Here is a 26,115-nt window from a genome sequence, read left to right as displayed (position 1 = left end):
TGCCGCGCATCATCGCCTCGTGGGTCCGCTCGACGAGCAGGCGCGACTCCTCGTCGACGTCACCGACGAGGTAGGTCGCGTCCGTGTCGCCGTGGACCCCGTCGACGTAGGCCGTGACGTCGATGTTGACGATGTCGCCGTCCTCGAGCGGACGGGCGTCCGGGATGCCGTGGCAGATCACCTCGTTGACGCTGGTGCACACGGACTTGGGGAACGCCTTGTAGCCGAGCGGCGACGGATACGCGCCGTGGTCGATGAGGTATTCGTGGGCCACGGCGTCGAGCTCGTCGGTCGTCACGCCGGGCGCGATGCGTTCCGCCGCGGCCGCCATGGCACGGGCCGCGATCCGGCCGGCCACCCGCATCCTCTCGATCGTCTCCGCGTCCTTGATCCGGACGTCTCCGTCCTCGCGGGGCTGCGGCACGTCGACGTAGTGCGGCCGCGGGATCGAGGCGGGCACGGGTCGGCGCGGCGACAACGGGTGAGGTGCGACACGGGCGCGGGTCAACGGCATACGGTGGAGTCTAGGTCGTCCACGCCGGTGGCCCCATGGGCGTTCGCCCGGCGAACCCGTCGAGAGGGAGTGGTATGAGCTTCTGGTACAACGTGCGGACCGGTGAGGTCGAGACCGACGAGAACCGCAGTCGGGCAGACGAGGTGATGGGTCCCTACGAGACCGTGGAAGAGGCGCGCCAGGCGCTCGAGACCGCCCGGGCCCGGACCGAGAAGTGGGACGAGGAGGACCGTGAGTGGGAGCAGAAGAACGCTGCTCCCGGCTGGGACGACGAGGGACTCGACGACTGACCGACCCGGGATCAGGAGTCGAAGGAGTGCTCGGCAGCCGGGAAGGCACCTGACTCGACGTCCGCGGCATACGCCTGCGCGGCTTCGAGGAGAGTGCCCCGCAGGTCGGCGTACTTCTTGACGAAGCGCGGCGCCTTCCCTCCACGGAGACCGGCGAAGTCGCTCCACACGAGGACCTGTGCGTCGGTCCCCGGGCCCGCGCCGATGCCCACCGTGGGGATCGACAGGACCTCGGTCACGCGCGCCGCGACGGGCGCGGGGACCATCTCGAGGACGACAGCGAAGGCACCCGCGGCCTCGAGGGAGCGGGCCTCGTCGACGAGCGCGTCTGCCGCGTCGCCGCGACCCTGGACCCGGTAGCCGCCGAGCTGGTGCTCGCTCTGCGGGGTGAACCCGACGTGGGCCATGACAGGGATGCCCGCCGAGGTCAGTGCCGCGACGAGCGGGGCCATCGCCTCGCCGCCCTCGAGCTTGACGGCATGGGCCCGGCCCTCCTTCATGAACCGGACCGCCGTCTCGAAGCCCTGCTCGATGGTGGCCCCGTAGGAGCCGAAGGGAAGGTCGGCGATGACAAGAGCCCGCTTCGCGTTGGCGCTGACCGCCCGCACGAGCGGGATGAGCTCGTCGACCGTGACGGGCACCGTGGTGTCGTAGCCGTAGACGTTGTTGCCGGCTGAGTCACCGACGAGCAGGGCGGGAATGCCCGCCTCGTCGAAGATCTGCGCGGAGTACATGTCGTAGGCGGTGAGCATCGCCCACCTGCGGCCCTCCGCCTTCATCGCCTGCAGGTGCGGGATGCGCACTCGTCGGGCCGGGGCGCCGCCGGGTCCCCCGACTGTGCCGGACTGCTGCGCCGGGGAGCCGTAGGGGTTCGGCTCCTCCGGGCTCGGGACGGGTCCGGCAGCGTCAGCGGCGTCGCTCATGGGGCCGATCCTAGGACGCCGGCCGCGACCGTGGCCGACCCTGGCCCTGTGGGGTGCGGCACGTCGTCCGCACGGTTTACACCTGCGAAACAGGGATGCGGCAGGATCGACACATGGACCGTCAGGAAGAGTTCGTGCTGCGCACCATCGAGGAGCGCGACATCCGCTTCGTCAGGCTCTGGTTCACCGACGTGCTCGGCACCCTGAAGTCCGTCGCCGTCGCGCCGGCCGAGCTCGAGGGCGCCTTCGCGGAGGGAATCGGCTTCGACGGTTCGGCGATCGAGGGCTTCGCGCGCATCTACGAGGCCGACATGCTCGCCAAGCCCGACCCCTCGACCTTCCAGATCCTCCCGTGGCGCGGGGACCCGCCGGGCACTGCCCGCATGTTCTGTGACCTCCAGATGCCCGACGGCTCGCCGAGCTTCGCCGACCCGCGCCACGTCCTCCAACGCGCGCTCGACAAGGCGGCCGACCTCGGCTTCACCTTCTACACGCACCCGGAGATCGAGTTCTTCCTCCTCGAGCAGGAGCCCGGCCCGGACGGTCGCCCGGTCCCGGTCGACGACGCCGGCTACTTCGACCACGTGCCGCGCGGGATGGGGCACGACTTCCGCCGCGCCGCCATCACGATGCTCGAGAACATGGGCATCTCGGTGGAGTTCAGCCATCACGAGGGCGCTCCGGGCCAGAACGAGATCGACCTGCGTTACGCCGATGCCCTGAGCACGGCGGACAACATCATGACCTTCCGCACGGTCGTCAAGGAGGTCGCGCTCTCCCAGGGCGTCTACGCCACGTTCATGCCCAAACCCTTCACCGAGCACCCCGGCTCCGGGATGCACACCCACCTGTCGCTCTTCGAGGGCGACGCCAACGCGTTCTACGAGGCGGGCGCCCCCTACCAGCTGAGCAAGGTCGCGCGACAGTTCATCGCGGGACTCATCGTCCACGGGGCAGAGATCACCGCGGTGACCAACCAGTGGGTCAACTCCTACAAGCGTCTCTGGGGAGGGGGAGAGGCACCCGCCCACCTCACGTGGGGCCACAACAACCGGTCCGCCCTCGTCCGGGTTCCCATGCACAAGCCGAGCAAGGGCCAGTCGACCCGGATCGAGGTCCGCTCCATCGACGCCGCCTGCAACCCCTACCTCGCGTTCGCGGTGCTCCTCGGCGCGGGACTGAAGGGGATCGAGGAGGGCTACGAGCTCCCGCCGGAGTCCGAGGACGACGTGTGGCGCCTCACCGACGCGGAGCGGCGTGCCATGGGGATCAAGCCGCTGCCCGAGTCCCTCGGCTCGGCCATCGAGCAGATGCAGCAGAGCGAGCTCGTGGCCGAGATCCTCGGCGAGCACGTCTTCGACTTCTTCCTGCGCAACAAGCGCCAGGAGTGGCTCGACTACCGGCACGACGTGTCGCGGTTCGAGCTCGACCGCTACCTGCCCCGCCTCTGACGCGGACCGGCGGCTGACATCGGATGACCCCGCGCACGACGACGACGGTCGGCACGCTGGTGCGTCTCGGCTTCGCCGCGCCGGACCGGGCCGTCGGGCTCCTTGCCGACCCCGCCCTGTCCCCTCTCGAGGCCGCTGACGGGACGCCGGGCCTGCCGGACGACCTCCTCCAGGCGATCGGGGAGACGGCAGACCCCGACCAGGCCCTGCTCGGGCTCATCCGCGTCCTCGACTCGCTCGCGGCCCAGGGCGACACCGCCGTGCTGCGGGCCCTCGCCGACGAGCTGCTCGTCGGTGGACCGGGTCGGGACCGAGTGCTCGGAGTCCTCGGCGCCTCGACGGCGCTCGTCGACGAGCTCGTCCGGCACCCACGTCACTGGGTCGACGCGGCCCGGGCGGAGCGGCATACGGCAGATGAGGTGCGGGCCGAGCTGGTTGCCGCTGTGACGACGGGACGGGGGGACCGCACGGCCCTCGACGCGCTGCGCATCGCGTACCGGCGCGGGCTGCTGAGGATCGCCGCACGCGACATCACGTCCGCCGACCCGCTCGCCGACATGCCCCACGTGGGGCAGGCGCTCGCCGAGCTCGCCGAGGCCGCCCTCGAGGCGGCGCTGGTGATCGCCCGCGAGGAGTTCGGGCACGGACACGAGCAGTGCCGCCTCGCGATCATCGGGATGGGCAAGACCGGTGGGGGAGAGCTGAACTACGTCAGCGACGTCGACGTCATCTTCGTCGTGGAGCCGGCAGAGGGGGTCGACGAGGACACCGCACTGCGCATCGGCACCTCGCTCGCCGCCGCCACGATGCGCGCGTGCGCGACTCCCACCGCCGAGGGTTCCCTGTGGCCCGTCGACGCCGCCCTCCGCCCTGAGGGAAAGCAGGGGCCACTCGTGCGCACCATCCGCAGCCACAAGGCGTACTACGAGCGGTGGGCCAAGACCTGGGAGTTCCAGGCCCTCCTCAAGGCCTGGGTGTCGGCGGGGGACCGCGAGGTGGGCCTGCGCTACAAGGAGGAGATCTCGCCACTCGTGTGGGAGGCGGCGAGCCGAGACCACTTCGTCGAGGACGTCCAGGCGATGCGTCGCCGGGTCGAGCAGCACGTGCCCGCGAACGAGGCCGCACGCCAGCTCAAGCTCGGCCCCGGCGGCCTGCGCGACGTCGAGTTCAGCGTGCAGCTGCTCCAGCTCGTCCATGGCCGCACCGACGCGTCCCTGCGCTCCGCGACCACCCTCGAGGCGCTGGCCGCACTCTCGAAGGGTGGCTACGTCGCCCGCGACGACGCCGCGACGCTCGACCGCGCGTACCGACACCTGCGCTGCCTGGAACACCGCATCCAGCTGCACCGCCTGCGCCGCACGCACCTCATGCCCGACACCCCGGCGGACCTCCGGCGGCTCGGCCGGGCGATGGGGCACCGGACCCACCCCGACGAGGCCGTGGTCGCCGACCGGCAGGCCGTCGCCCGCGAGGTCAGGCGCATCCACGAGCGGCTGTTCTACCGACCCCTGCTCGCGGCCGCGGCGAGGCTGAGCCCGGACGAGGTCGGGCTCTCTCCGGAGGCGGCACGCGAGCGGCTCCTCGCTCTCGGCTTCCGCGACCCCGCCGGAGCGCTGCGTCACATCGAAGCCCTGACGACCGGGGTGAGCCGGCGTGCGGCGATCCAGCGCACCCTGCTGCCCGTCATGCTCGGGTGGTTCGCCGACGAGGCCGACCCGGACGCCGGGCTGTTGTCCTTCCGACGGGTGTCCGACGAGCTCGGGACGACGCACTGGTATCTCAAGATGCTCCGGGACGAGGGACGTGCGGCCGACCGGCTGGCCCACAGCCTGGCCCGCAGCCGCTACGCCGCCGACCTGCTCATCCGCTCGCCCGAGAGCGTGGCAATGCTCGGCGACCCCGGGGGCCTCGCGCCGCGCTCCCGAGACGCCCTGACGACGACGATGCGCGCTGCCGCCGGACGGCGAGAGAGCGGAGCGGACGCGGTCACCGCCGTCCGGGCGATCCGGCGCAACGAGGTGCTCCGGATCGTCATGGCCGACCTCGCGGGCGAGCTCGACGTGCTCGAGGTCGGGGCCGCCCTCACGGACCTCGCCGCTGCAACGATCACGGTCTCCCTCGAAGCCGCGACGGCGGAGGTCGAGCGGCGCGAGGGCGTGTCACTCGACGGCGACATCCTCGTGGTCGGGATGGGCAGCCTCGGTGGCGGGGAGATGGGCTACGCCTCGGACGCCGACGTCATGTTCGTCCACCGGGCCCACGCCGGCGATGACGCGGCCGATGACGCGGGCATGCAGGCGCGGGCGACCCTCGTCGTCCAGGAGCTGCGCAAGCTGCTCACCGCAGGCGCGAGCGAGCCGCCGCTCCCGCTCGACGCGGACCTGCGACCCGAGGGCAAGAACGGCCCCCTCGTGCGCAGCCTCGCCGCCTATCGCACGTACTACGAGCGGTGGGCCCTGACCTGGGAGTTCCAGGCGCTCCTGCGCGCGACGCCGCTGGCCGGCCCGGACGACCTGGCCGCGGACTTCGCCGACCTGATCAACCCGCTGCGTTGGCCCGAGGGGGGCCTCACCGAGCAGCAGGCGCGGGACATCCGTCTGCTCAAGGCGCGGGTCGAGTCGGAGCGGCTGCCGCGCGGAGCCGATCCGAGCACCCACATGAAGCTCGGCCGAGGAGGCCTGACGGACGTCGAGTGGACCGTTCAGCTCCAGCAGCTCATGCACGCGCATGCGACGCCGAGCCTCCGCGTCACCGGCACCCTGCCCGCCCTCGAGGCCCTGGGTGCAGAGGGGTTCGTCCCGGCGTCCGACGTCGCGTCGCTGCGGGAGGCCTGGCTCCTCGCTACCCGGTTGCGCAACGCCGGCGTCCTCTGGCGCGGGCGGGCCGTCGACAGTGTCCCCGTCGACCTGCGGGACGCGGACGGGATGGGCCGGATCATCGGTCGTCCCGCCGGCGACGGAGCGGGTCTCGTCGAGGCGTGGCGGCGGGTGGCGCGCCGTGCTCGGCAGGCGGCCAGTTTCAACTTTTACGACTCCCCACCTCGGGGTAGCGTCGTGCCGTGATCGAGCGCAGGGGAGGTCAGGTCCGCGTACCGTCCTACGCGGAGATGCTCCGGGTCCCCAGCTACCTGCCGATCTTCCTGGCGAACGCGCTGTCGATGTGGGGCGACTACGTCGCTCGCGTGACGATCGCCGCGGTCGTCTTCGAGCGCACCCGCTCGCCGCTGGCCACTGCGACGACCCTCGCCATCAGCTTCGTCCCGACGTTCCTCGGTCGCAGCCTGCTCGGCCCCTTCGTCGACCGGTTCCGCTACAAGTTCGTCCTCGTCATCAGCCACGTGGCGCGTGCGCTCTGCGTGCTCGGCCTCATCTGGCTCGTCACGACGGCAGCGCCGCTCGTGTGGATCTTCACAGCGCTCTTCGTCCTCGAGCTGATCGGCGGCGCAGCGAGCGCGTCGAACCTCGTGCTCGTCACCGACCTCTTCGAGCACGACCGGCCACTCTATGCGCGCGCCGTCGCCCTCAGCGCCATGGCGGAGCAGGTCAACCAGGCGCTCGGGCTCGCTCTCGGGGGTGGGCTCGTCGCCCTCGTCGGACCCCGGGTGGGTCTGCTCATCGACTTCGCGACGTTCATCATCGCCGCCATCGTCATCCTCGTCGTCGTCCAGCTGCGTCCCGTCCACGGCAACCGGGGCAAGGGGGTGCGCGGCTTCGTCCACGACCTGGGGACCGCGATCGGCGATCTCGCTCGCAACACGGTGCTCGCCCGGCTCATCGCCCTGAGCGCTGCCGCCAGCCTGGGCATCGCCGCACCCGAGGCGCTCGCGATTCCCATCGCCGGCGACAACGGGTGGGGCGGATTCCTCATGGCCACGCCCATCGTGGGCGCCGTCGTCGGGATCGTCATCATCGGGCGACTCGACGTCCACCGGCAGAACGCCTCGATCGTGCCTCTCGCCGTCGCCATGCCCGTGCCGCTCCTCGTCACGGCCTTCCACCCGCCACTGGCCGTGCTCGTCGTGGTGTTCTTCTTCAGTGGCCTCCTGCAGGCCTTCATGGTCCCCCTCCAGGCGACCTTCGCCCTCGCCACCGCGCCGGAGATGCGGGGCCGCATCTTCAGCCTCGCGGGGTCCATCGCGGTCCTGGCTGCCGGCGCGAGCTACCTCGGTGCCGGCTGGGTCGGGCAGCACACCAACGCCTATCTGGGCGTGACGATCTGCGCCGCGATCTGTCTGGGCCTCATCCTGGTGCTCGGGCTGACCTGGCCACACCAGCGCGTGACGGCGACCGTCGAGCGGGCCTATGCGTCGCCGCGCTCCACGCGCGCTGCGTGAGCGAGTCGTGATGATGCCGTATGCCGCTGAGCCGGCCGCTGCTCGCTGCCTGACCGCTCCGTCCGGTTGAGAGGGCCAGGCAGCGCATGACCGCGTACTCCGCGCACTCCGAGCAGCGGGCGCAGCGGGCGCAGCGGGCGCAGCGGGCGCAGCGGAGGACTCAGCGAGGTGATCGCCTGCTGGGCGTCGCTCGTGTCGCGTGATGATAGGCGTCCACCCACGCGTGGGCCGTGACGTCGCGAGGAAGGTCGCGCTCACGCACCCCGTGGGCTCGTCGCCACGTGCGGAGCGTCGCCTTGGAGAGCCCGTGCCGTCTGAGGATCTCGGCGATTCCCCGTCCGCGCCCGCTGAAGGCCGAGGCGACGAACTGCTGGTAGGCGTGTTGATCGTCCTCGGCAAGCAGCGTCTCCCGACGGCGGTCGACGACAAGGATCCCGCCGTCCACGCTGGGCCGGGGCGCAAAGGACGAGGACGGGACGCGCCGGTCCAGCCTGAACTCGTACCACGGCCACCACTGCGCCGTGAGCAACGTCGTCCCCCCGACCGCCGCGCGCTTGCGAGCCACCTCCCACTGGGTGAGGAGGACGGCCCGTCGCCAGTGCCGCAGTGCGAGCAGGCGCCGGATCACCGGGGTGGTCAGGTGGAAGGGGACGTTGCAGACCAGGTCGTGAGGCGCCTCCGGGGGCGCGTGGCGCAGGATGTCGCAGCGGCTGACCGTCACGCGGTCTCCCACTGCCTGCCGGAGGCGCGCGATCGATCGGGGGTCGAGCTCGACCGCTTCGACGGGTCGACCCAGTCGAATGAGTGGCCGGGTGATCGCACCGCGACCGGCCGCCCATTCGACAATCGGCAGGGGCGGCTCTGCGGCCCGGACCAACGTGACGATTCGTGCGGCAACTCTGCGGTCGATGAGGTGGTTCTGGCCCAGCTCGTGCGGGCCGGGAAGGGTCCGTGACATCGGGGATGCTCCTGCTGTCGGCGTGACGCCGGGCAGCACGAAGCACCGCCCGGCCGGGTGGTTGGCCGACGGTGCGGAGCAGTCGCTTCGAGGAGAGTCCGGTCAGTCGTTCCGCACCGTCAGTGGGCGGAACGCAGCCGTATGAAGTACGTCATGACCGTCCACCCTAGCGAGGCACGGGAAGCGGCGCTCGCGGATTTCGGTGTGGGGCAAGGGGTCTCAGCCTCGAAGGCTGCGGCGAACCACGTCTCGGGACGCATGAGCCGCTTGCCGTCGGCCATCCCTGCCACGTAGCGGTATCGGTCGAGTGTCACCCCGTCGACGGCGAGGGGGCCGGTTCGATCGTGCGTCGTTCTCGCACCCAGGCGACGAGACCCGTGGGATCGAGGAGGTCGCCGGCGAAGTGGAGGAGCGTCGCGTACCAGAAGGGCGCCCCCCGTCTGAAGGCGGGTCGTCACGATGGTGGGTGCCAGCCAGCACGCGCGGCAGGGCCGCGTCGAACAGCTCGTCGAACACGGGGTCGTCGCTCGGCGCGCACTCGGGGAGATACAGGCCGGGCCGGCACAGCGGCATACGACGGTGGCAGCGTGTCCGCGTCGGGCCCGAACGTCCCCGTCAACATCGACACCGGGGCGGAATTTCCCGACGGCTGTCCCCACTGTCACTGAGGACCCCGACCAGACGGGCATCGGCGTAGGCGACGACGGGGCTCTCTCCGCGGATCGACGCGCACACCCACGCGGCAGTTAGGGCCGAGACGTCCGCGACCCGTCCGATCCGGAACAGCGAAGTCGTCTCCTCGACCGCTGGATCCTCTCCGGAGCGCAGCACCGTCCGCACCTCGGGGGCGATGGCCAGCGCGCTGATGACCACGGCGACGTTGTCGAGGTCGTCGGAGGCGAGGGCCGCGATCGCACGGGCGCGCCCGAGCCCCACGCGCTCGAGCACGAGCAGGTCGGCTGCGTCACCGATGACGACGGGCAGCCGGCTCGAGCGTGCCTGGGGCAGGTTCGGTGCGCCCGCGGCCCTTTCGACGATCACGCAGGGCACGTGCACGTCGTGGAGCAGCTGTCCGACGCGCAGGCCGACCTGTCCGAGGCCGGCGACGACAACGTGGTGTCGCCTCGGGACGCTGCGCGGACCCACGAGCGCTGCGGTGCGGGCGCTGACGATCCACTCCACGAGCCCGGCCACCAGCGCGCCGGTGAACCCGATGCCCATGAGCATGAGCAGTGCCGAGATCACGAGGTAGTGGCCCGGCGCCCCGTGAGCGGTCGCGTCGGCAGGCCCAACCGTGGCGGCCAGTCGCGTGGTCGTGTAGAACGCCTCGAGGACTCCTTCGTGGAGCACCACCACGGCGAGCAGCCACTCCGTTGCGATGATGGCGACCAGGCCCACCAAGCCCGTGACGAGGAGTCCTGCGGCGCCGCCGTGTCGGTGCGGAACCCAACGGGAGAGACGGTCGAGCGAGCTGGGCTGGGGCGGATCCCACCGACGGGCGGCGGCGGTCCCTTCCTCGTTCAGGACGGCTGTCGGCACGCCACCGACATCGAGGATCGCGAGTGCAGTGGGATGGATGCAGGCAGCGACGACGGCGGGTGCGGCGACGTCGGCCGGTGAGGTGACGGTGCAGTTGGGCACCACCGACGTGAGCTGGCGGGCGATGGTGCGGTCGAAGACCGTCACCACGATGGGAACTGCCTGCTGGAGGTGTGCGGCCAGCAGAGTGTATCGGAGGGCAGCCACGTCGCCCCGCACCACCACCGCCACGCCGTCGACGTGCTGGGCGAACGCAGCGCGCACGGAGGCCTCGTCAGGGGAGGGCAGGTGGATGGTCTGGGCGCCATCAGCCGTCAGGAGGGCACAGAGCAGCCGGGTGGCCTCGAGGTCGCCGATGAGCACCACCCTTGACTGAGTTGCCATCTCGCTTCTCGACTCTCGTCCTGCGGTCTGCTGCCGAGTGGCTCCGCGCGACGCCGGACTGTCCGTGCGCCCGGCGCTGTGGTGTCCTCGCCTTCGGATCGAGGCTATACCAACGGGGGTATTCAACATGAGTGAGTCGAAGGATTGGGTGTCAGGCCACTCATCCCCCCGGGGCAGTTGCTTCGATACCCCCTAGGGTATATGTTTGGCGTCCTTCACCCACGTCGAAGGAGACGCCAATGGCTGACGTCGTCGTCCTCGGTGCTGGCGTCGCCGGCCACACGGCCGCGCTGCACCTGAACCGCCTGCTCCCCAAGGGCCACACCGTCACGGTCGTCTCGCCCAACTCCCAGTGGAACTGGATCCCGAGCAACATCTGGGTCGGCGTCGGCAGGATGTCCAAGCAGGACGTCGTCTTCCCGCTCGCTCCGGTCTATGCGAAGAAGGGCATCGGTTATCGGCAAGCCAAGGCCGTGGCCATTCGGCCCGAAGGCGACGCCGAGAGCTCCCGCGGGGCTGTGGACATCGTCCACACCAGCCGCGACCGAGCGGGCGAGCAGGAGCGGATCCGTTATGACTACCTCATCAACGCGACGGGGCCGCAGCTGAAGTTCGGCATGACGCCGGGCCTCGGTCCGGAGGGTGGCCACACGCTCTCTGTCTGCACGGCCGACCATGCCATCGAGGCGGCAGCAGAACTGCGCGAGACCATCGAGCGGCTGCGGGAGGGTCAGCCGCAGACCATCGTCGTCGGGATGGGCCACGGCACGTGCACCTGCGAGGGCGCAGCCTTCGAGTACGTCTTCAATGTCGACCACGAGCTGCGCGAGGCGGGCGTACGCGACCTGGCTCGCCTCGTCTACCTGACCAACGAGGCCCAGCTCGGCGACTTCGGCGTCGACGGCATGACGTTCGAGGAGAACGGCTTCCAGACCACCTCGGAGCTGTGGACCGCGAGCCTTTTCCGAGAGCGCGGCGTCGAGGCCGTCCTCGGGGCGCACGTGCACCGTGTCGAGCCGGGAATCGTGCACTACGAGACCCTCGACGGTGAGATGCACGAGCTCGCCTTCGACTTCGGGATGCTCCTGCCCCCCTTCGGCGGCGTCCCGCTCGACGCCTTCGACGGCCAGGGGAACGACATCACGTCGGAGCTCTTCGCGCCGAGCGGATTCATGAGGGTCGATGCGGACTACACCCCCAAGCCGTACGAGCAGTGGCGTGCCGACGACTGGCCCAAGACGTACGAGGCGGTCGGCTACCCCAACGTGTTCGCCGTCGGCATTGCGTTTGCGCCGCCCCACCAGATCTCCCGGCCGCGGACCAGCTCCACGGGCACCGTGATCGCGCCATCACCGCCGCGCACCGGAATGCCGTCGGGTGTCATGGGCAAGACCGCGGCCCTGACGATCGTCGACCGGATCAAACACGGCAACGACCGGCCCGCCCACGAATCCTCCATGGCGCGCATGGGGGCCGCGTGCGTGGCCTCCGCCGGCTCGGGAATGCGACGGGGGTCGGCGGCCGCCATGACGATGATGCCCGTCGTCCCGGACTACACCATCTACGACACGGGCCGTGATCTCGGCACCACCCGCGGCGAGATCGGCCTCAGCGGCCACTGGGTCAAGCTGATGCTGCACTACCTGTTCATCCACAAGGCCAAGGGGCGCCTCGGCTGGCAACTGATCCCGGAGTGACGACATGAGCAACGAGACGAACAGTCCGACGCCGAACCTGCGCACCGCTCCGCTGCCCACGGAGCGGACCCTGCGGATGCGCAAGAACCTTCCCTTCCAGGCGGTGCGGTTCGCCGCCTTCAACCTTCGGATCCTTCGCATGGTGGTCAAGGGCCACCACTGACGGCCACCACTCACGGCCACCACTGACGGCCACCACTGACACTGCCGGCCGACAGGGCTACGTCCCTCGTGTCGGCGGCGACCGAGCCTGGGCTCACAGGGGGAGGGAGCCGGCGACGTTGAGAACTCTCGGTCCCCCTGTTTCCAGTGTTGGCTGGAAAGGCGAGTCCGCACGAGCGGACCAGGGCAGCTGCCCGGGCGCCCGTGCGGACTGGTGGAACCTGTGGGGCACGTGTGCCCCAGCCCCACCGTGATGCTCAGATGTCGAAGTACATCTCGAACTCGTGCGGGTGCGGACGGAAGCGGATCGGGTCGACCTCGTTCTTGCGCTTGTAGTCGACCCACGCCTCGATGAGGTCCTTGGTGAAGACGTCACCCTCGAGCAGGTACTCGTGGTCGGCCTCGAGGGCGTTGAGCACCTCGGGCAGCGAGCCCGGGACCTGCTCGATCGCCGCGTGCTCCTCGGGTGGCAGCTCGTAGAGGTCCTTGTCCACGGGCTCCGGCGGCTCGATGCGGTTCTTGATGCCGTCGAGACCCGCCATGAGCTGCGCGGCGAAGGACAGGTAGGGGTTGGCCGACGGGTCCGGCACCCGGAACTCGATGCGCTTCGCCTTGGGTGAGGTCCCCGTGATCGGGATGCGGACGCACGCGGAGCGGTTGCGGGCCGAGTAGACGAGGTTGACGGGCGCCTCGTAGCCCGGGACCAGACGGTGGTAGGAGTTGATCGTCGGGTTCGTGAAGGCGAGCAGTGACGGGGCGTGGCGCAGCAGTCCGCCGATGTACCAGCGGGCGATGTCCGAGAGGCCGCCGTAGCCGCGCTCGTCGTAGAAGAGCGGCTCGCCGTCCTTCCACAGCGACTGGTGCGTGTGCATTCCGGAGCCGTTGTCGCCGAAGAGGGGCTTCGGCATGAACGTCGCTGTGCGGCCGGCGCCCCACGCCTCGTTCTTGACGACGTACTTGAACTTCATCATGTCGTCGCCGGAGTGCAGCAGCGTGTTGAAGCGGTAGTTGATCTCCATCTGCCCAGCGGTGCCGACCTCGTGGTGGCTGCGCTCGACGTTGAGGCCCACATCCTTGAGCCGGAGGCAGACCTGGTCACGGAAGTCCGCGAAGTGGTCGACGGGGGAGACGGGGAAGTAGCCGCCCTTGTAGCGGGTCTTGTAGGCCTTGTTGCCGCCTTCCTCCTCACGGCCGGTGTTCCACGCCGCTTCGACGGAGTCGAGGAAGTAGTACCCGGCGTTCTGCTTCGTCTCGAAGCGGACGTCGTCGAAGATGTAGAACTCCGCCTCGGCGCCGAAGTAGGCGGTGTCGGCGATCCCCGTGGACTTGAGGTACTCCTCGGCTTTGGTGGCGATGTTCCGGGGGTCCCGGCTGTAGCGCTCGTCGGTGAAAGGGTCGAGGATCGAGAAGTTCATCACGAGCGTCTTCTCGACGCGGTAGGGGTCGACGAACGCGGTCGCCGGGTCCGGGATGAGCTTCATGTCCGACTCGTGGATGGCCTGGAAGCCGCGGATCGACGAACCGTCGAACATCTGACCAACCGTGAAGAAGTCCTCGTCGACCGACTCAGCCGGCACGTTGAAGTGCTGCATGACACCGGGCAGATCGCAGAACCGAATGTCGACGAACTTGACGTCCTCGTCCTTGATGAACGCGAGGACCTCGTCAGCTGAGCTGAACATCCAACCTCCTGAAGTGGGGCGAGGTCGCCACGCGCGTCACCCGGCGGCCCCGTGAAGGCGCGCAGTGGTGACCGTGCGACGGCCCCGTGCTGTCGTCGTCGACAGTAGCGGCGGCCGATTTCCCGTCCATGACCCAGGTGTTTCGCCGGTGTTAACGAACGCACGGGGCCGGTGGGGCAGATCATGCCGTATGCCGCTGGGCCGGGCCCTCGTCGGATCGTTAGGGTGGGGACGTGGTTGACCGCAAGGACGTTGGCTCCTGGCTCGAGGGCCCCCGATCAAAGACTGCAGGAGAGGGGGAGTGGCCCGGCCATCGGCTCGGGCTGCCCGAGACCGGCCCGGGATCGATCGCGCGGTTCGGTCGGCGCCTCGTCGCCATCGTCGTCGACTGGGTCATCGCCCTGCTCATCGCCCGAGGACTCTTCCAGGTGCCCCTGCCCTTCTCCGAGGAGCCGGCCACCGGAGGTCAGAACTTCATCGTCCTCGGCATCTTCGCCCTGATGAACGTGCTGCTCGTCGGCACGCTGGGGACCACGATCGGTCACCGTCTCATGGGCCTCCAGGTGCGGAACGTCGCCGGTGGGCGGGCGACGCTGCCGCAGGCGCTCGTCCGGACGTTCCTGCTCTGCCTCGCCATCCCGGCGGTCATCTGGGACCGGGACGGCCGCGGCCTGCACGACAAGGTGCCCAACACCGTCATCATCCGCACTCGCTGAACGATCCCAGGCCGTCGCCTCCGGGTCTGGCTCGGCGGTCACGAAGCCGGCGGTGACAAGGCCAACCCGTCACAGAGCGGGCGGGCGTGCTCTGGGGGTCACTTCCCCCGCAGGGCCTTGCGGTCCATCCGGGCACGAGTGGGGTCGATGCCCTTGGGCAGCGGCGCGCGCATCCCACCGAGAGCCTTGAGCCGCTTGTTGACCACCGCCATCTCGTCCTTGGTGATCTGGGGCTTGAGGCGCTGGACCCTGCTCGCGAGCTTGCTGAGGGGGACCTCGTCCTCACCGTTGCCGACGCGCATCAGCATGACGGGGACACCCGGGGCGACCCGCTCGACCCGCTTCTTCTCCGCGAGGAGCAGCTTCTGCACCCGGCCCGTGGGGCCCTCGCCGACGAGCACGACGCCCGGGCGGCCCAGGGCGCGGTAGACGACCGCGGCCGAGGCGAAGTCGCCGGGGCGGGCGACGTCGGCCGCGATCGGCTCGCGGTCGGTGTACCAGCCGCGCCGGATCGAGGTCAGGGCGGCACCGGCGGCACCGGTCTGTCCCTCGATCTGACGGTAGGCCGCCCGCTCGGCCCGCCGGCTCATGACGATGGTCGCCACGAGGATGCCGGTCATCACGCCGAAGATCGCGAAGATCCACCCGAGGTCCAGCAGCAGCCCGATGACGAAGATGACACCGAACGTCGCGACGAAGGCGAGCAGCATCCACCACCCGACGAGTGAGTCCTGCTGCTTCGTGATCCGGTAGACGTCGAGGATCTGGGACAGGCGTCCCGCCTTCTTCTGCTTGGGCGCCTTCGCGTCCCCGTCCTTGTTGCGTGCCATGGGGATCAGGATACGGCGCCGGCCGCGCGCGCCACCAATGACGCCGCCTCCTGGCGGGCGGGGGACTCGGCGGCCTCGGCGAGGTGGGCGAGGTGCTCCGGGATGGGCCGGCCCCACTTGCGCATGGCGGTGGCCCAGAGGCGGCCGGCGCGGTAGGACGAGCGGACCAGCGGCCCGGCCATGACGCCCTTGAAGCCGACCTCCTCCGCGACGTCGGACCAGTGGACGAACTCCTCCGGCTTGACCCACCGGTCGATGGGGTGGTGCAGCTTCGAGGGGCGGAGGTACTGGGTGATGGTGAGGATGTCGCAGCCTGCGTCGTGCAGGTCCCGGATGGCCGACTCGATCTCGGAGTCCGTCTCGCCCATCCCGAGGATGAGGTTGGACTTCGTCACGAGCCCGGCCTCGCGGGCCATGGTGAGCACCCGGAGCGACGTGTCATAGGTGAACGCCGGCCGGATCCGCTTGAAGATGCGCGGGACCGTCTCGAGGTTGTGGGCGAAGACCTCTGGCCGCGCGTCGAAGACCTGCCCGACCAGCTCGGGCCTGGCGCCGAAGTCGGGCGGGAGGATCTCGACCCCGGTGTTGGGGTTGAGCAGGTGGATCTGGCGCACCGTCTCGGCATACAGTCCCGCCGCGCCGTCGGGCTGGTCGTCGCGGGCGACGCCGGTCACCGTCGAGTAGCGCAGGCCCATCTGCCGCACGGACTCCGCGACGCGCCGCGGCTCGTCGAGGTCGAGGGCTTGCGGTCGGCCCGTCGCGATGTCGCAGAAGTCGCACCGGCGCGTGCACGTGTCCCCACCGATGAGGAAGGTCGCCTCGCGGTCCTCCCAGCACTCGAAGATGTTGGGGCAGCCCGCCTCCTGACACACCGTGTGCAGGCCCTCGCCCTTGACCATCGAGTGCAGGGCCGTGAACTCCGGGCCCATCTTGGCCGTGGTGCGAATCCAGGACGGCTTGCGCTCGATCGGTGTCTCGGCGTTGCGCGCCTCGACGCGCAGCAGGCGACGACCGTCAGGTGCGACAGTCACGGCGGCTCCTTCTCTGGGTGCACTGGGCCCGGGGGTGCTGGGCTCCCAGAAGCCTACGCCGGGCGTCGCCGCGGCCCGAAACCCACCCGCCCGGACACCGCGTGCAAGCCCGTGGTTCGCCGAGTCCTCCCGTCTACTCAGCGGGGCCCGGTGTGGCCTGCACGAGTGCGGCGCCGAGTCGTTCGATGCCGAAGGCGTAGGCACGGTCGAGATCCCCGCCGAGGCGGAAGGCGCCCGCGAGCTCCATGCTGATGAACCCGTGCGCCCAGGCGACGACCGTCCGCGCCGCCTCCAGGGCCAGGTCGGGACCGGCGAGCGCCGTCGTCGTGCGAAGCACCGCGGCGCTGGTTCGTGCCAGCTGGTCCCGGTCGGGGCGGGCGTCGGTCGGCACCTGGGCGAAGAGCAGTCCGTAGACGCCCGGGTTGGCATGGGCAAAGGCGCGCAAGGCCTCCGCCAAGGAGCGGAGGTCGGCCGTCGGCTCACCTGAGCCGACGGCCGCATCCAGGGTCGTGGTGAGCTCGCGAGCGACGTCCTCCACCACGAGTCGGACCAGGGCGTCGCGGTTGCGCACGTGCTTGTAGAGCGAGGGGGCCTTGACACCGACCGTGGTCGCCACGCGTTGCATGGTCAGGCCGTCCACCCCGCTGGCTTCGACGATGGAGCGGGCAGCGTTGACGATCTCCGTGCGTGATGTGCGTGCCGGTGTGGGCATGGGTCCTCCTGGCTATGGACATTAGCGTTCATGGCTATGTACCCTAGCCATGAACGGATGGTACCTCGCTCCGAGGTCCTGTTCGCACGTGTGACAGCGTCGACCTGAGTTGCCACAGGGTGACAGAGAGGACAGCCGGATGAGACTCGCTCCGTCCCTGCATCGCGTCGGATCCGACCTGGTGAACACCTACCTCGTCGAGGACTCCGGTGGAGTGACCGTCATCGATGCCGGGTTGCCGGGCCACTGGAAGGACCTTCTGGCCGAGCTCGCCACGATGGGCCGATCACTGGGTGACATCCGGGGGGTTGTGCTCACCCATGGCGACTCCGATCACATCGGATTCGCGGAGCGGCTCCGCAGGGAGACCGGCGCCCCGGTCTACGTCCACGAGCTCGACGCCGCGCGGGCGCGGGGTGAGGACAGGTCGAACGGCTCGTGGGGAAGGGTCAGGCCCGGACCTCTCGTCCGCTTCCTCTGGTACGGAGCCCGCCACGGCGGACTTCGGATCCCGCCAGTCACGGAGGTCGTGACGCTCCCGGAGGGCGGACCGCTCGACCTGCCCGGGTCGCCCGTGATCATCCCCGTTCCCGGTCATACTCCCGGCAGCGTGGCCATCCACGTTCCGACGGTTGACGCGCTCTTCGTCGGAGATGCCTTGACCACAGGGCACGTGTTGACCGGCAGGCAGGGGCCGCAGCCAGCGCCGTTCACCCTGGAGCCGGAGCTCGCGTTGGAGTCGGTGGACAAGCTCGGCGCTGTGCAGGCCAGCTGGCTGCTGCCCGGCCACGGGGCACCGTGGCGGGGCGCGATCGGCGATGCCCTCGGCGAGCTGAAGGAAGCGGCCGCCTCGACGTCCCGGTGACCCCACCCGCCCCGAACGGAGCGGGATCGGGACGGGAGCCCAGCGGCATACGGCGTGGTGGATGGCCGGAGCGCCCGCTCAGGTGACGTCGCGGCGCCGGAAGACGAGGACCGCGGCCGTCGACACGCCGAGGACGAGGACGAGCAGGTAGACCCAGCCGTGCGTGTAGCTGATCTCGTGCTGGGCGTAGGTACACGAGAAGTTGCCGTCCACAGTCGTGCACGTCTCGGCGTTGTACGTGTAGCCCTTGCCAAGGAACGCGTTGGCGTTGGGCGTGATGGCCCACGGGTTGAGGCGACCGCCGAAGAAGGCGTTGACCGCGATGAACTCGACGACGACGAGGTAGCCGAGCAGAAGGCCGACGAGTCCTGCCGTGTGGCGCAGGAGCAGGGCGAGGGCGGCGCCGAGCACGCCTGCGGCGACGACGACGAGAACGGCGCGAACCAGCAGCTCGGCGACGGAGTCGTCCAACGGCGGCGGCGCCGGGATCTCCAGGTCGGAGTCGGGGCGGTTGATCGTGGCGACCATGCGTGCCCCGAGGTTGAGCAGGCCGAGGCCGAGCGCTGCCACGAGGGCGCTCCCCACGCCGGCCGCGACGAGCTTGCTCAGGGCGACCCGGACGCGCTGGGGCTTGAAGGTGAGCCAGTTGCCGAGCGCGCCCGTCGAGAACTCCGCAGCGACGAAGCTGCCCATGGCGATGAGCACGAGGAAGGCGTAGACGAAGGCGGCATACGAAGCGAGGTTGGCCGTGATGGTGTCGGCGATCGGCAGGGAGATCCCCATGTCCTCCATCGTGGGGGTCTCGAACTGGGCGTTCATCTGCTCGCAGCCGAAGTCGATGGCCGGGTCGCCGGTCCGCTCGCGCTCCTGCGCCTGAGCCGAGCGACAGTCCTCGATCATCTGCGGGAGGTCCTGCTTCTGACGCTCCATGTCGGCGAGCATGACCTCGTAGTTGTCGAGGCGCTGGGCCAGGGTCTCCGGCCGGCTCTGGTCGTAGGCGCCGTAGACCATGAGGCCGGTGAACACCACGACACCGAGGAGAACGGCCTTGGTGAGGCGACGCCACCAGAGGCGGCGCAGCTCGACACCGACGAGGCCCGGGAAGGACGTGCCCTTGGGCCGCACCTGCGACTTCGCGTGCGACTCCGGGGTGAGCAGTGAGTGGCTCACGCGGCACCCTCCGTCGCGCCGCCGGCTTGCCGGTCGGCCTCCGAGCCGAGGCCCTCGTCGGCGGTGAGCGAGAGGAAGGCGGACTCGAGGTCCGGCCGCACCGGCGTGAGCTCGGCGACGTAGAGACCCTGCCCGGCGAGGAGCCGGGTGATCTCAGCGGGGTCCTCGGCGCCGGAGACCAGCAGCCGGACCCCGTCCCGGCTGACCCGCAGGCCGGCTGCCGTGAGGACGTCCTCAGCCTGCGCGGGGGACGAGACCCCCACGCGCACCTGCGCGGTCCCCGCCCCTCCGAGGATGTCGGCGACCGTGCCCTCGGCGAGGGTCCGTCCGTGCCCGATGATCGTCACCGTGTCGGCCACCTGCTCGACCTCGGCGAGGATGTGGGAGCTGACCAGAACGGTCTTGCCCCGCTCTCCGAGGCTGCGCATCGTGTCTCGGACCTCGCGGATGCCGGCCGGGTCGAGGCCGTTGGTCGGCTCGTCGAAGATGAGCAGGTCCGGGTCCTTGAGCAGCGTCGCGGCGATGGCAAGGCGCTGCTTCATGCCGAGCGAGTAGCCGGCGTAGCGGTCGCGACCTCGGTCGCCGAGATGGGTCACCTCGAGCACCTCGTCGATGCGAGGCCGCGGCGTGCCGATCGCGTCGGCGAGCAGGCGGAGGTTCTGTCGGCCGGTGAACGCCGGGAAGAACTTCGGCGACTCGACGATCGCGCCGACCCTGTCGATGACCGCCGGCAGCTCCTTGGGCACGCTGCGTCCGAACAGCTCCGCGGTCCCGGAGTCGGGCCGAATGAGCCCGAGGAGCATGCGGATCGTCGTGGTCTTGCCCGAACCGTTCGGACCGAGGAAGCCGTGGACGCCGGATGCCGGCACGGTCATGGTCAGGCCCTGGACAGCCACCCGTCGCCCACCCCGACCGAGGTAGCTCTTGCGCAGATTGATGGTCTGGACGGCGACGTCCATCGAACCCCCTGATGCCGTGTGGAGCGGCGTGAGTGCCGGCGGTGACAGCTCACCCTAGTGGTCAGGTCGGCAGCGCGTCAGGCCAGCACCCTCCGGTTCGGCTGGAGCGCCGGGATGAGCTCGCCGAGGTGCTGCTCGACGTGCGGGAGCACCTCGCGCACGGTGACGTCGCGGCCGAGCTCGAAGGACAGGGACGTCACGCCGGCCCCCACGATGCCGCAGGGGATGATGACCTCACCCCACGACAGGTCCGGATTGCAGTTGAAGGCGAAGCCGTGCATCGCCACCTGACGGCTGACGCGGATGCCGATGGCGCCGATCTTGCGTCGGGGCCCGCGGTCGTCGGCGGCGATCCATGCGCCACTCTCCCCGTCGACGCGGCCCGCCTCGACGCCGAAGTCGGCACAGACGCGAATCATCATCTCCTCGAGCGTCCTGACGTAGCCGACGACGTCGATCGGGGCGGGCAGGCGCACGATGGGATAGCCGGTGATCTGGCCCGGCCCGTGCCAGGTGATCTTGCCGCCGCGGTCCACGTCGATGACGGGAGTGCCGTCCTTGGGCCGCTCGTGGGGCTCGGTGCGCTTGCCGGCCGTGTAGACGGCGGCGTGCTCGAGCAGGTAGATGGTGTCCGGGGCCTCACCCGCGACGACCTCGGCGTGCGTGTGTCGCTGGACCGCCCAGGCCCGCTCGTAGTCGACGAAGTCGGGGTCGAGCCCGAGGTACACGAAACGCATGCGGTCAGCGTACGCCGCGCCGCCAAGGAGCCCTGCCGCTCTCCACCTAGAGTGGCCGTATGCCGCTGAGCCCACCTCCCGAAGACCGTTCCCTTCGCGTCGGGCTCGCCGGCTACGGCGTGGCGGGCCGCCAGTTCCACCTGCCCGCCCTCGACGGTTCCGGGCTTCGAGTCGTGGCCGTGGCGACGGCGAGTCCGGAGCGGGTGGCGCAGGCCGCGTCCGACCTGCCGGACGCGACCGTGGTGTCTGACCTCGACGCGCTGCTCGACGTGGGAGGCCTCGACCTCGTCGTCCTGGCCACTCCGACCGGGTTCCATGCGGCGCAGGCCGAGCGCGTGATCGACGCAGGCATCGCGCTCGTCGTCGACAAGCCACTCGCCAGGAGCGCGACCGAAGCCCAGCAGGTCGTCGATCTCGCCGCGCATCGCGGCGTGCCGCTGACGGTCTTCCAGAATCGTCGCTTCGACCCCGAGCTGGCAGCCCTCGTCGCAGTGCGCGACCAGGGCCTGGTGGGCGAGATCAAGCGCGCGGAATACCGTTGGGACCGTTGGCGTCCCGTGCCCAAGCAGCGCTGGAGGGAGACGCAGACGGCCGACGAGGGCGCGGGGATCCTGCTCGACCTCGGCACCCACCTGCTCGATCAGGCGGTCATCCTCCACGGCGAGGTCGAGTCGGTCTATGCGGAGCTGTTCACGCACACGGTCGTGGCCGAGGACGACTTCTTCCTCGCCTGCCGCCACACCTCAGGGGTCGTCAGCCATGTCATGGCCTCGTCGGTCAACGGTGCACCCGGCCCACGGGCCAGGGTCATGGGGTCGACGGGCGCCTTCGTCCTCGGGCGCCAGTTCGACGAGGTCGGCGCCTTCACCGAGTTCGAGAGCGAGGGCAACGCGGTCGGATGGATCGTGCGCGGCGACGAGCGCGAGCCGGGGCCGGTCGTCGGTCCCTGTGACCAGTCGGACTTCTACCGTGCGGTCGCGGCCGCCCTCGTCTCCGACGACCCGCAGGCCGCCATGCCGGTCGATCCGCGTGACACCGTGCACGTCCTCGCGGTCATCGACGCGGCGCGAACGAGTCACCAGGCCCGCCGGGTCGTCGGCGTACTGACGCCTGGCGAGGCGCCCTGACGCCCTGCACCCTGATGCCCGGCACCCTGACGCGGTCCTCGGGTGGGATCTGTTCAGGTGCCTGGTGTCTCGTCGGGGCGGCGAGGGGGGAAGGCAATCGCTGGAAGAACCTGCGCCAGATGGTCGATCGCCTCGCGGGAACCGTCGAAGGTCGTGCCGAGCATTCGCCGCCTGAGGTCGCGAGCGTTCCGAGGGTGCGCGCGCTGGTGCAACGTGAGCAGTCACTGGGTGGTCCTCCCGGGCGTCGCGGGTGCAGCCCTGTGGATGGAGGAGACGGGGACGGCGCGGACCCTGTGACGATGGGCGGGTGACCACCCCCGACCTGAGTCCGCCAGCGGTCCCCGGCCACGTGCTTCGTGCTGTCATCGGGGAAGGCGCCTCGAGCGTGGTCTGGTCCGGTGTCGATGAGAGGGGAGGGTCGGTCGCGGTCAAGGTTCCGCGCGAGGGGCTGGACACCGAGGCGTCTCCCGACTTCGAGCGGCACGTCCTCACAGCCGTTCGCCATGAGCACCTGGTGCCCCTGCGCGATGCCGTCCGGCTCGACGACGGCAGGACGGCTCTGGTCTTCGACCTCGTGACCGGGGCATCGCTGCGGTCTGTGGTCCGCGCCAGGGGGCGGTTCCGGCCCGGTGAGGTCGTGACCGTCCTGACGCCGATCTGCGAGGCCGTCGCTGCACTCCATGCTGCTGGGGCCATCCACGGCGACGTCTCACCCGGCAACATCATGCTGACCGAAGGGGGCCGTCCGCTCGTCCTCGACCTCGGCGCGGCGCGGATCATGGGCCACACGGGGGAGGTCTGCGGCACACCAGGTTTCATTGCTCCCGAGGTGCGCGAGGGTGTCGCGCCGACGTCAGCCAGTGACGTCTTCTCGCTGGGTGCTGTGGCCTGGTTCTGCCTGACCGGCAACGGCTCTCCCGACACCGTCCAGCGCCTGGGGCTGGACACGATCCGGAGCCATGTCGGGTCCGACCTCGCCGAGGTGGTCGCAGCCTGCATCGATCCCGATCCGGCTCGACGGCCCGAGGCAGGGCGGCTGGCCCGACTGGTCTACGAGGCGACGGCGGCCGAGCCCGTCGAGGTCGTCGTCGGAGGTGACGAGGCGTCTGCGCTGACCCACCGGTTGCGCGCCGAGGCTGCCCTCGACCGCCCGGCCCACCACCGGACAGGGCACGTGCGACGCCGCCTGGCAGTCGTCGGCCTCGTCGCCGCGATGGCGGTCGGAGCCGGTGCGTGGTTCGTGCTCGGCCGGTCACCTGCTGCCCTCGCCGGGAGCTCACCGACGCCCGCCGATCCGGTCGGGACCGTCGCTCGCACGGGCCCATCCACACCCCCGCAGGGCGCGCCGGGCACGGTCGCGCCACCGCTTGAGTCCGACGAGGAGCGGGGATGGACGACGACCGGGCCCGGCGTCGAGCACGATGCCGCAGCCCCTCGACAACGAGCGAAGGAACTGCTGCAGGTGCTGTCGGAGCGCCGGGCCGGTGTGCTCGTCGCTCGAGATGTCGCGGGTCTGGCTGGTGTCCATCGGTCGGGCACGGCGTCCCATGAGGCAGACGTCCGGCTCATCGAGGAGCTCGTCGACGGTGGGAACCGCTACGCAGACCTCGAGCTGAGGGTCGCGGAGGCGTCCTGGGTCCGCGGCGACGCAGAGCACGCCACGATTCGGGGGCGCGTCGACTGGTCCGCCTACCTCGTCATCGACGGCGCCGGTGGCGCGCATCCCCAACCTTCCGCGCAGGGCGAGGTCCTCGACTTCGAGCTCGTCCTGGGGTCGTCCGGGTGGCGCATCGAGGGCATCAACGCTGCACAGTCCACCTGACGGCAGAGGCGAGGTCCGGCTGCTCGAACACGAAGCCCGCTGCCGCGAGCCGCTCCGGGTGGACCCGCTGACTGGCGACGATGCCGTCGGCGAACTCGCCGATGACGGCGCGCAGCGCGAACTGCGGGACGGGGAGGACCGCAGGCCGGTGCAGTGCTCGGGCGAGCGCCCGCGCGATGTCCGCCTGTCGGGCTTCGTCGGGGGCGGCGAGGTTGAACGCGCCGGTGAGATCGGGGTCGTCGACGAGGTGGGCGATGGCGCGAACCTCGTCCGTGAGGGTGATCCAGGGCCACCACTGCCGGCCACTGCCCAATGGCCCACCCAGTCCGAGGCGGGACAGGAGCAGCAGGGGTTTGAAGGCCCCGCCGTCGGGCGACATGACGAGTCCGGTCCGGATCACGGCGACCGAGGCGTCGGGCTCGGCCGCCAGGGCGGCCTGCTCCCACGCCACCACGACCGAGGCGAGGAAGTCCGTCCCCGGGGGGCTCGACTCGGCGAGCACCTCGTCGCCCCGGTCCCCGTAGTAGCCGACCGCCGACGCGTTGACGAGGCGGACGATACGCCCAGAGCGTTGGCGCTCTGTCGCGATCGACCCGACGATCGTCCTCGTCGCGTCGAGCCGCGAGGTCAGGACCAGGCGCTTGTGTTCGTCGTTCCAGCGCTTGTCGCCGATGCCGGCGCCTGCAAGGTTGACGATCGCGTCCACCCCGGCCAGTAGGTTCGGGTCGAGCGTGCCGCTCTGCGGGTCCCAGGCCACTTCGTCGGATGCGCCAGAAGGGCGACGCACCAGCACGACGACGTCGTCACCGCGCTCGACGAGATGACGACGAAGCGCGCCGCCGATGAGCCCGGATGCTCCGGCGATTGCGACGCGCTTCGTCATGGGAACTCGGCCTCAGGCCTCGAAGTGGCCTTCCTCGAGTCGCGCCTTCATCGTGCCGAGGAAGCGCGCGGCGTCCGCACCGTCGACGATCCGATGGTCGTACGACAAGGCAAGGTACATCATCGAACGTATCGCGATGGTCTCACCGCCGTCGGCATCGGTGACGACCACGGGCCGCTTGACGATGGCGCCGGTGCCCAGGATGGCGACCTGCGGCTGGTTGATGATCGGAGTGTCGAAGAGCGCACCTCGGCTGCCGGTGTTCGTGATGGTGAAGGTGCCGCCAGCGAGGTCGTCAGGTGTGATCTTGTTGTTCCGGGTCCGGTCCGCAAGGTCGGCGATGGCCCGGGCGAGGCCAGCGATGTTGAGGTCACCGGCGTTCTTGACGACCGGGACGATGAGGCCCTTCTCGGTGTCCACCGCGATGGCGAGGTTCTCGTTGCCGTGATAGACGACCTCCTCGCCCTCGATGCTCGCGTTGACCATCGGGTGGGCCTTCAGCGCCTCCGTCGCTGCCAGGGCCAGGAAGGGCAGGAAGCTGAGCTTGGTGCCCTCGCGCGCCTCGAAGTCGGCCTTCACGCGCTCGCGGAGCCGAGCCACCTTTGTCAGGTCGACCTCGACCACCGTGGTCAGCTGTGCTGAGACCTGCAGCGACTCGACCATCCGGGTTGCGATGAGCTTGCGCAAACGGGACATCTTCTCCCGCGTTCCCCGCTTCGGCGAAATCGGAGCAGGTGCAGCGGGCGCGCCGCCTGCGGCCGGAGGAGCCGCGGGGGCCGCAGGGGCCGTGGGGGCCGCAGGGGCCTCAGCCGGCGCAGGGGCCTGAGCGGCCTGCGCTGCCTGGGCGGCGTCGAGGACGTCCTGCTTGCGAATGCGACCGCCGACCCCCGTGCCCTTCAGGGTCGACAGGTCGATGCCGTGCTGGGCGGCGAGCTTGCGCACGAGCGGCGTGACGTAGGCGGCAGCGTCGGCAGAGGCATCCCTCTCACCTCCGGCGGCCGGCGCCTCGGGTGCCTTCGACGGCGCGGGGGCCTCGCTCTGGGCGGCGGCCTTCGGCTGGGCGGCCGCCTCCTGCTGTGCCGGGGCCTCGGGCTCGGCCTGCGCGGGAGCTTCGGGTTGTGCCGGGGCCTCGGGCTCGGGCTGTGCCGGGGCCTCGGGCTCGGCCTCTGCCTGCGCGGGAGCCTCGGCCTGCGCGGGAGCCTCGGCCTGTGCGGGAGCCTCGGCCTGCGCGGGAGCCTCGGCCTGCGCGGGAGCCTCGGCCTGCGATGGGGCGCCCCCACCGATGACCGCGAGGTCGGCACCCACGGGGACCGTGTCATCCTCGGCGACG

The 26,115-nt window shown here is 70.4% G+C and carries 23 protein-coding genes; 10 read left to right on the top strand and 13 right to left on the bottom strand.

Features of this window, described 5'->3' with window-relative positions; genetic code table 11:
* On the bottom strand, nucleotides 1–514 hold a 514-nt coding region (locus LOY02_RS05235), incomplete at its 3' end, for a M24 family metallopeptidase (protein WP_317181277.1).
* Between the two features lie 74 nt (nucleotides 515–588).
* Here LOY02_RS05235 and LOY02_RS05230 point away from each other — a divergent pair.
* Entirely contained in the window at nucleotides 589–804 is a 216-nt protein-coding gene (locus LOY02_RS05230; RefSeq protein ID WP_317181276.1) for a methionine aminopeptidase, read from the top strand.
* Between the two features lie 11 nt (nucleotides 805–815).
* Here LOY02_RS05230 and panB read toward each other — a convergent pair whose 3' ends face one another.
* Nucleotides 816–1,727 carry a 3-methyl-2-oxobutanoate hydroxymethyltransferase gene (gene panB / locus LOY02_RS05225; RefSeq protein WP_317181275.1) on the bottom strand — a complete coding sequence of 304 codons (912 nt, stop codon included), beginning with the start codon at nucleotides 1,725–1,727 and terminating at the stop codon, nucleotides 816–818.
* 113 nt (nucleotides 1,728–1,840) lie between these two features.
* Here panB and LOY02_RS05220 point away from each other — a divergent pair, with 113 nt between their 5' ends.
* The 3 genes from LOY02_RS05220 to LOY02_RS05210 are packed head-to-tail and all read left to right on the top strand — an operon-like array spanning nucleotide 1,841 to nucleotide 7,511.
* Complete coding sequence (locus tag LOY02_RS05220; RefSeq protein WP_317181274.1) at nucleotides 1,841–3,178, top strand: glutamine synthetase family protein; 1,338 nt, start codon at nucleotides 1,841–1,843, stop codon at nucleotides 3,176–3,178.
* Nucleotides 3,179–3,201: 23 nt separating this feature from the next.
* Entirely contained in the window at nucleotides 3,202–6,240 is a 3,039-nt protein-coding gene (locus LOY02_RS05215; RefSeq protein WP_317181273.1) for a bifunctional [glutamine synthetase] adenylyltransferase/[glutamine synthetase]-adenylyl-L-tyrosine phosphorylase, read from the top strand.
* Entirely contained in the window at nucleotides 6,237–7,511 is a 1,275-nt protein-coding gene (locus tag LOY02_RS05210) for an MFS transporter (RefSeq protein WP_317181272.1), read from the top strand. The genes LOY02_RS05215 and LOY02_RS05210 overlap by 4 nt, the downstream gene beginning before the upstream one ends.
* 160 nt (nucleotides 7,512–7,671) lie before the next feature.
* Here the strand turns inward: LOY02_RS05210 and erm are convergent, their stop codons facing one another.
* Both erm and LOY02_RS05200 read right to left on the bottom strand, forming a co-directional pair.
* Complete coding sequence (gene erm / locus LOY02_RS05205) at nucleotides 7,672–8,469, bottom strand: 23S ribosomal RNA methyltransferase Erm (protein ID WP_317181271.1); 798 nt, start codon at nucleotides 8,467–8,469, stop codon at nucleotides 7,672–7,674.
* Nucleotides 8,470–9,084: 615 nt separating this feature from the next.
* Nucleotides 9,085–10,392 carry an NAD-binding protein gene (locus LOY02_RS05200; RefSeq protein WP_317181270.1) on the bottom strand — a complete coding sequence of 436 codons (1,308 nt, stop codon included), beginning with the start codon at nucleotides 10,390–10,392 and terminating at the stop codon, nucleotides 9,085–9,087.
* Between the two features lie 239 nt (nucleotides 10,393–10,631).
* Here LOY02_RS05200 and LOY02_RS05195 point away from each other — a divergent pair, with 239 nt between their 5' ends.
* Both LOY02_RS05195 and LOY02_RS05190 read left to right on the top strand, forming a co-directional pair.
* Nucleotides 10,632–12,089, top strand: a complete 1,458-nt coding sequence (locus tag LOY02_RS05195; protein WP_317181269.1) for an NAD(P)/FAD-dependent oxidoreductase — start codon at nucleotides 10,632–10,634, stop codon at nucleotides 12,087–12,089.
* Between the two features lie 4 nt (nucleotides 12,090–12,093).
* A complete protein-coding gene (locus tag LOY02_RS05190; protein WP_317181268.1) occupies nucleotides 12,094–12,252 on the top strand; it encodes a hypothetical protein in 159 nt (52 codons plus the stop codon).
* A gap of 256 nt (nucleotides 12,253–12,508) precedes the next feature.
* On the opposite strand, the gene glnA is transcribed toward LOY02_RS05190, so the two are convergent.
* Nucleotides 12,509–13,933, bottom strand: a complete 1,425-nt coding sequence (glnA, locus tag LOY02_RS05185) for a type I glutamate--ammonia ligase (RefSeq protein WP_317181267.1) — start codon at nucleotides 13,931–13,933, stop codon at nucleotides 12,509–12,511.
* Nucleotides 13,934–14,166: 233 nt separating this feature from the next.
* Here glnA and LOY02_RS05180 point away from each other — a divergent pair, with 233 nt between their 5' ends.
* On the top strand, nucleotides 14,167–14,649 hold the full coding sequence (locus tag LOY02_RS05180) for an RDD family protein (RefSeq protein WP_317181266.1): 483 nt from the start codon (nucleotides 14,167–14,169) through the stop codon (nucleotides 14,647–14,649).
* Between the two features lie 98 nt (nucleotides 14,650–14,747).
* On the opposite strand, the gene LOY02_RS05175 is transcribed toward LOY02_RS05180, so the two are convergent.
* The 3 genes from LOY02_RS05175 to LOY02_RS05165 all read right to left on the bottom strand — a co-directional run bounded on the left by LOY02_RS05175 (nucleotide 14,748) and on the right by LOY02_RS05165 (nucleotide 17,222).
* Nucleotides 14,748–15,479, bottom strand: a complete 732-nt coding sequence (locus LOY02_RS05175) for a DUF4191 domain-containing protein (protein ID WP_317181265.1) — start codon at nucleotides 15,477–15,479, stop codon at nucleotides 14,748–14,750.
* Nucleotides 15,480–15,484: 5 nt separating this feature from the next.
* The gene (gene lipA, locus LOY02_RS05170) at nucleotides 15,485–16,510 is read right to left on the bottom strand and encodes a lipoyl synthase (protein ID WP_317181264.1); all 1,026 of its coding nucleotides are present in this window, start codon (nucleotides 16,508–16,510) and stop codon (nucleotides 15,485–15,487) included.
* A gap of 133 nt (nucleotides 16,511–16,643) precedes the next feature.
* Entirely contained in the window at nucleotides 16,644–17,222 is a 579-nt protein-coding gene (locus LOY02_RS05165; RefSeq protein ID WP_317181263.1) for a TetR/AcrR family transcriptional regulator, read from the bottom strand.
* Between the two features lie 139 nt (nucleotides 17,223–17,361).
* Here LOY02_RS05165 and LOY02_RS05160 point away from each other — a divergent pair, with 139 nt between their 5' ends.
* Nucleotides 17,362–18,087: an MBL fold metallo-hydrolase gene (locus tag LOY02_RS05160; RefSeq protein WP_317181262.1), complete on the top strand. Its 726-nt coding sequence runs from the start codon at nucleotides 17,362–17,364 to the stop codon at nucleotides 18,085–18,087.
* A gap of 78 nt (nucleotides 18,088–18,165) precedes the next feature.
* Here LOY02_RS05160 and LOY02_RS05155 read toward each other — a convergent pair whose 3' ends face one another.
* The 3 genes from LOY02_RS05155 to lipB all read right to left on the bottom strand — a co-directional run bounded on the left by LOY02_RS05155 (nucleotide 18,166) and on the right by lipB (nucleotide 20,953).
* A complete protein-coding gene (locus tag LOY02_RS05155) occupies nucleotides 18,166–19,257 on the bottom strand; it encodes a hypothetical protein (protein ID WP_317181261.1) in 1,092 nt (363 codons plus the stop codon).
* Nucleotides 19,254–20,216 carry an ABC transporter ATP-binding protein gene (locus LOY02_RS05150; protein WP_317181260.1) on the bottom strand — a complete coding sequence of 321 codons (963 nt, stop codon included), beginning with the start codon at nucleotides 20,214–20,216 and terminating at the stop codon, nucleotides 19,254–19,256. The genes LOY02_RS05155 and LOY02_RS05150 overlap by 4 nt, the downstream gene beginning before the upstream one ends.
* 77 nt (nucleotides 20,217–20,293) lie before the next feature.
* On the bottom strand, nucleotides 20,294–20,953 hold the full coding sequence (gene lipB / locus LOY02_RS05145; RefSeq protein ID WP_317181259.1) for a lipoyl(octanoyl) transferase LipB: 660 nt from the start codon (nucleotides 20,951–20,953) through the stop codon (nucleotides 20,294–20,296).
* Nucleotides 20,954–21,012: 59 nt separating this feature from the next.
* Here lipB and LOY02_RS05140 point away from each other — a divergent pair, with 59 nt between their 5' ends.
* On the top strand, nucleotides 21,013–22,080 hold the full coding sequence (locus LOY02_RS05140) for a Gfo/Idh/MocA family oxidoreductase (RefSeq protein WP_317181258.1): 1,068 nt from the start codon (nucleotides 21,013–21,015) through the stop codon (nucleotides 22,078–22,080).
* Nucleotides 22,081–22,387: 307 nt separating this feature from the next.
* A complete protein-coding gene (locus tag LOY02_RS05135) occupies nucleotides 22,388–23,902 on the top strand; it encodes a serine/threonine-protein kinase (RefSeq protein WP_317181257.1) in 1,515 nt (504 codons plus the stop codon).
* Here LOY02_RS05135 and LOY02_RS05130 read toward each other — a convergent pair.
* Complete coding sequence (locus tag LOY02_RS05130) at nucleotides 23,880–24,785, bottom strand: TIGR01777 family oxidoreductase (protein ID WP_317181256.1); 906 nt, start codon at nucleotides 24,783–24,785, stop codon at nucleotides 23,880–23,882. The genes LOY02_RS05135 and LOY02_RS05130 overlap by 23 nt on opposite strands.
* Before the next feature lie 12 nt (nucleotides 24,786–24,797).
* On the bottom strand, nucleotides 24,798–26,115 hold a 1,318-nt coding region (gene sucB, locus LOY02_RS05125), incomplete at its 5' end, for a 2-oxoglutarate dehydrogenase, E2 component, dihydrolipoamide succinyltransferase (protein WP_317181255.1).

The organism is Intrasporangium sp., assembly GCF_032907665.1.
Lineage (GTDB): Bacteria > Actinomycetota > Actinomycetes > Actinomycetales > Dermatophilaceae > Intrasporangium.
The sequence above is the reverse complement of the archived record's forward strand: the minus strand, read 5'-3'. Positions and strand labels throughout refer to the sequence as shown.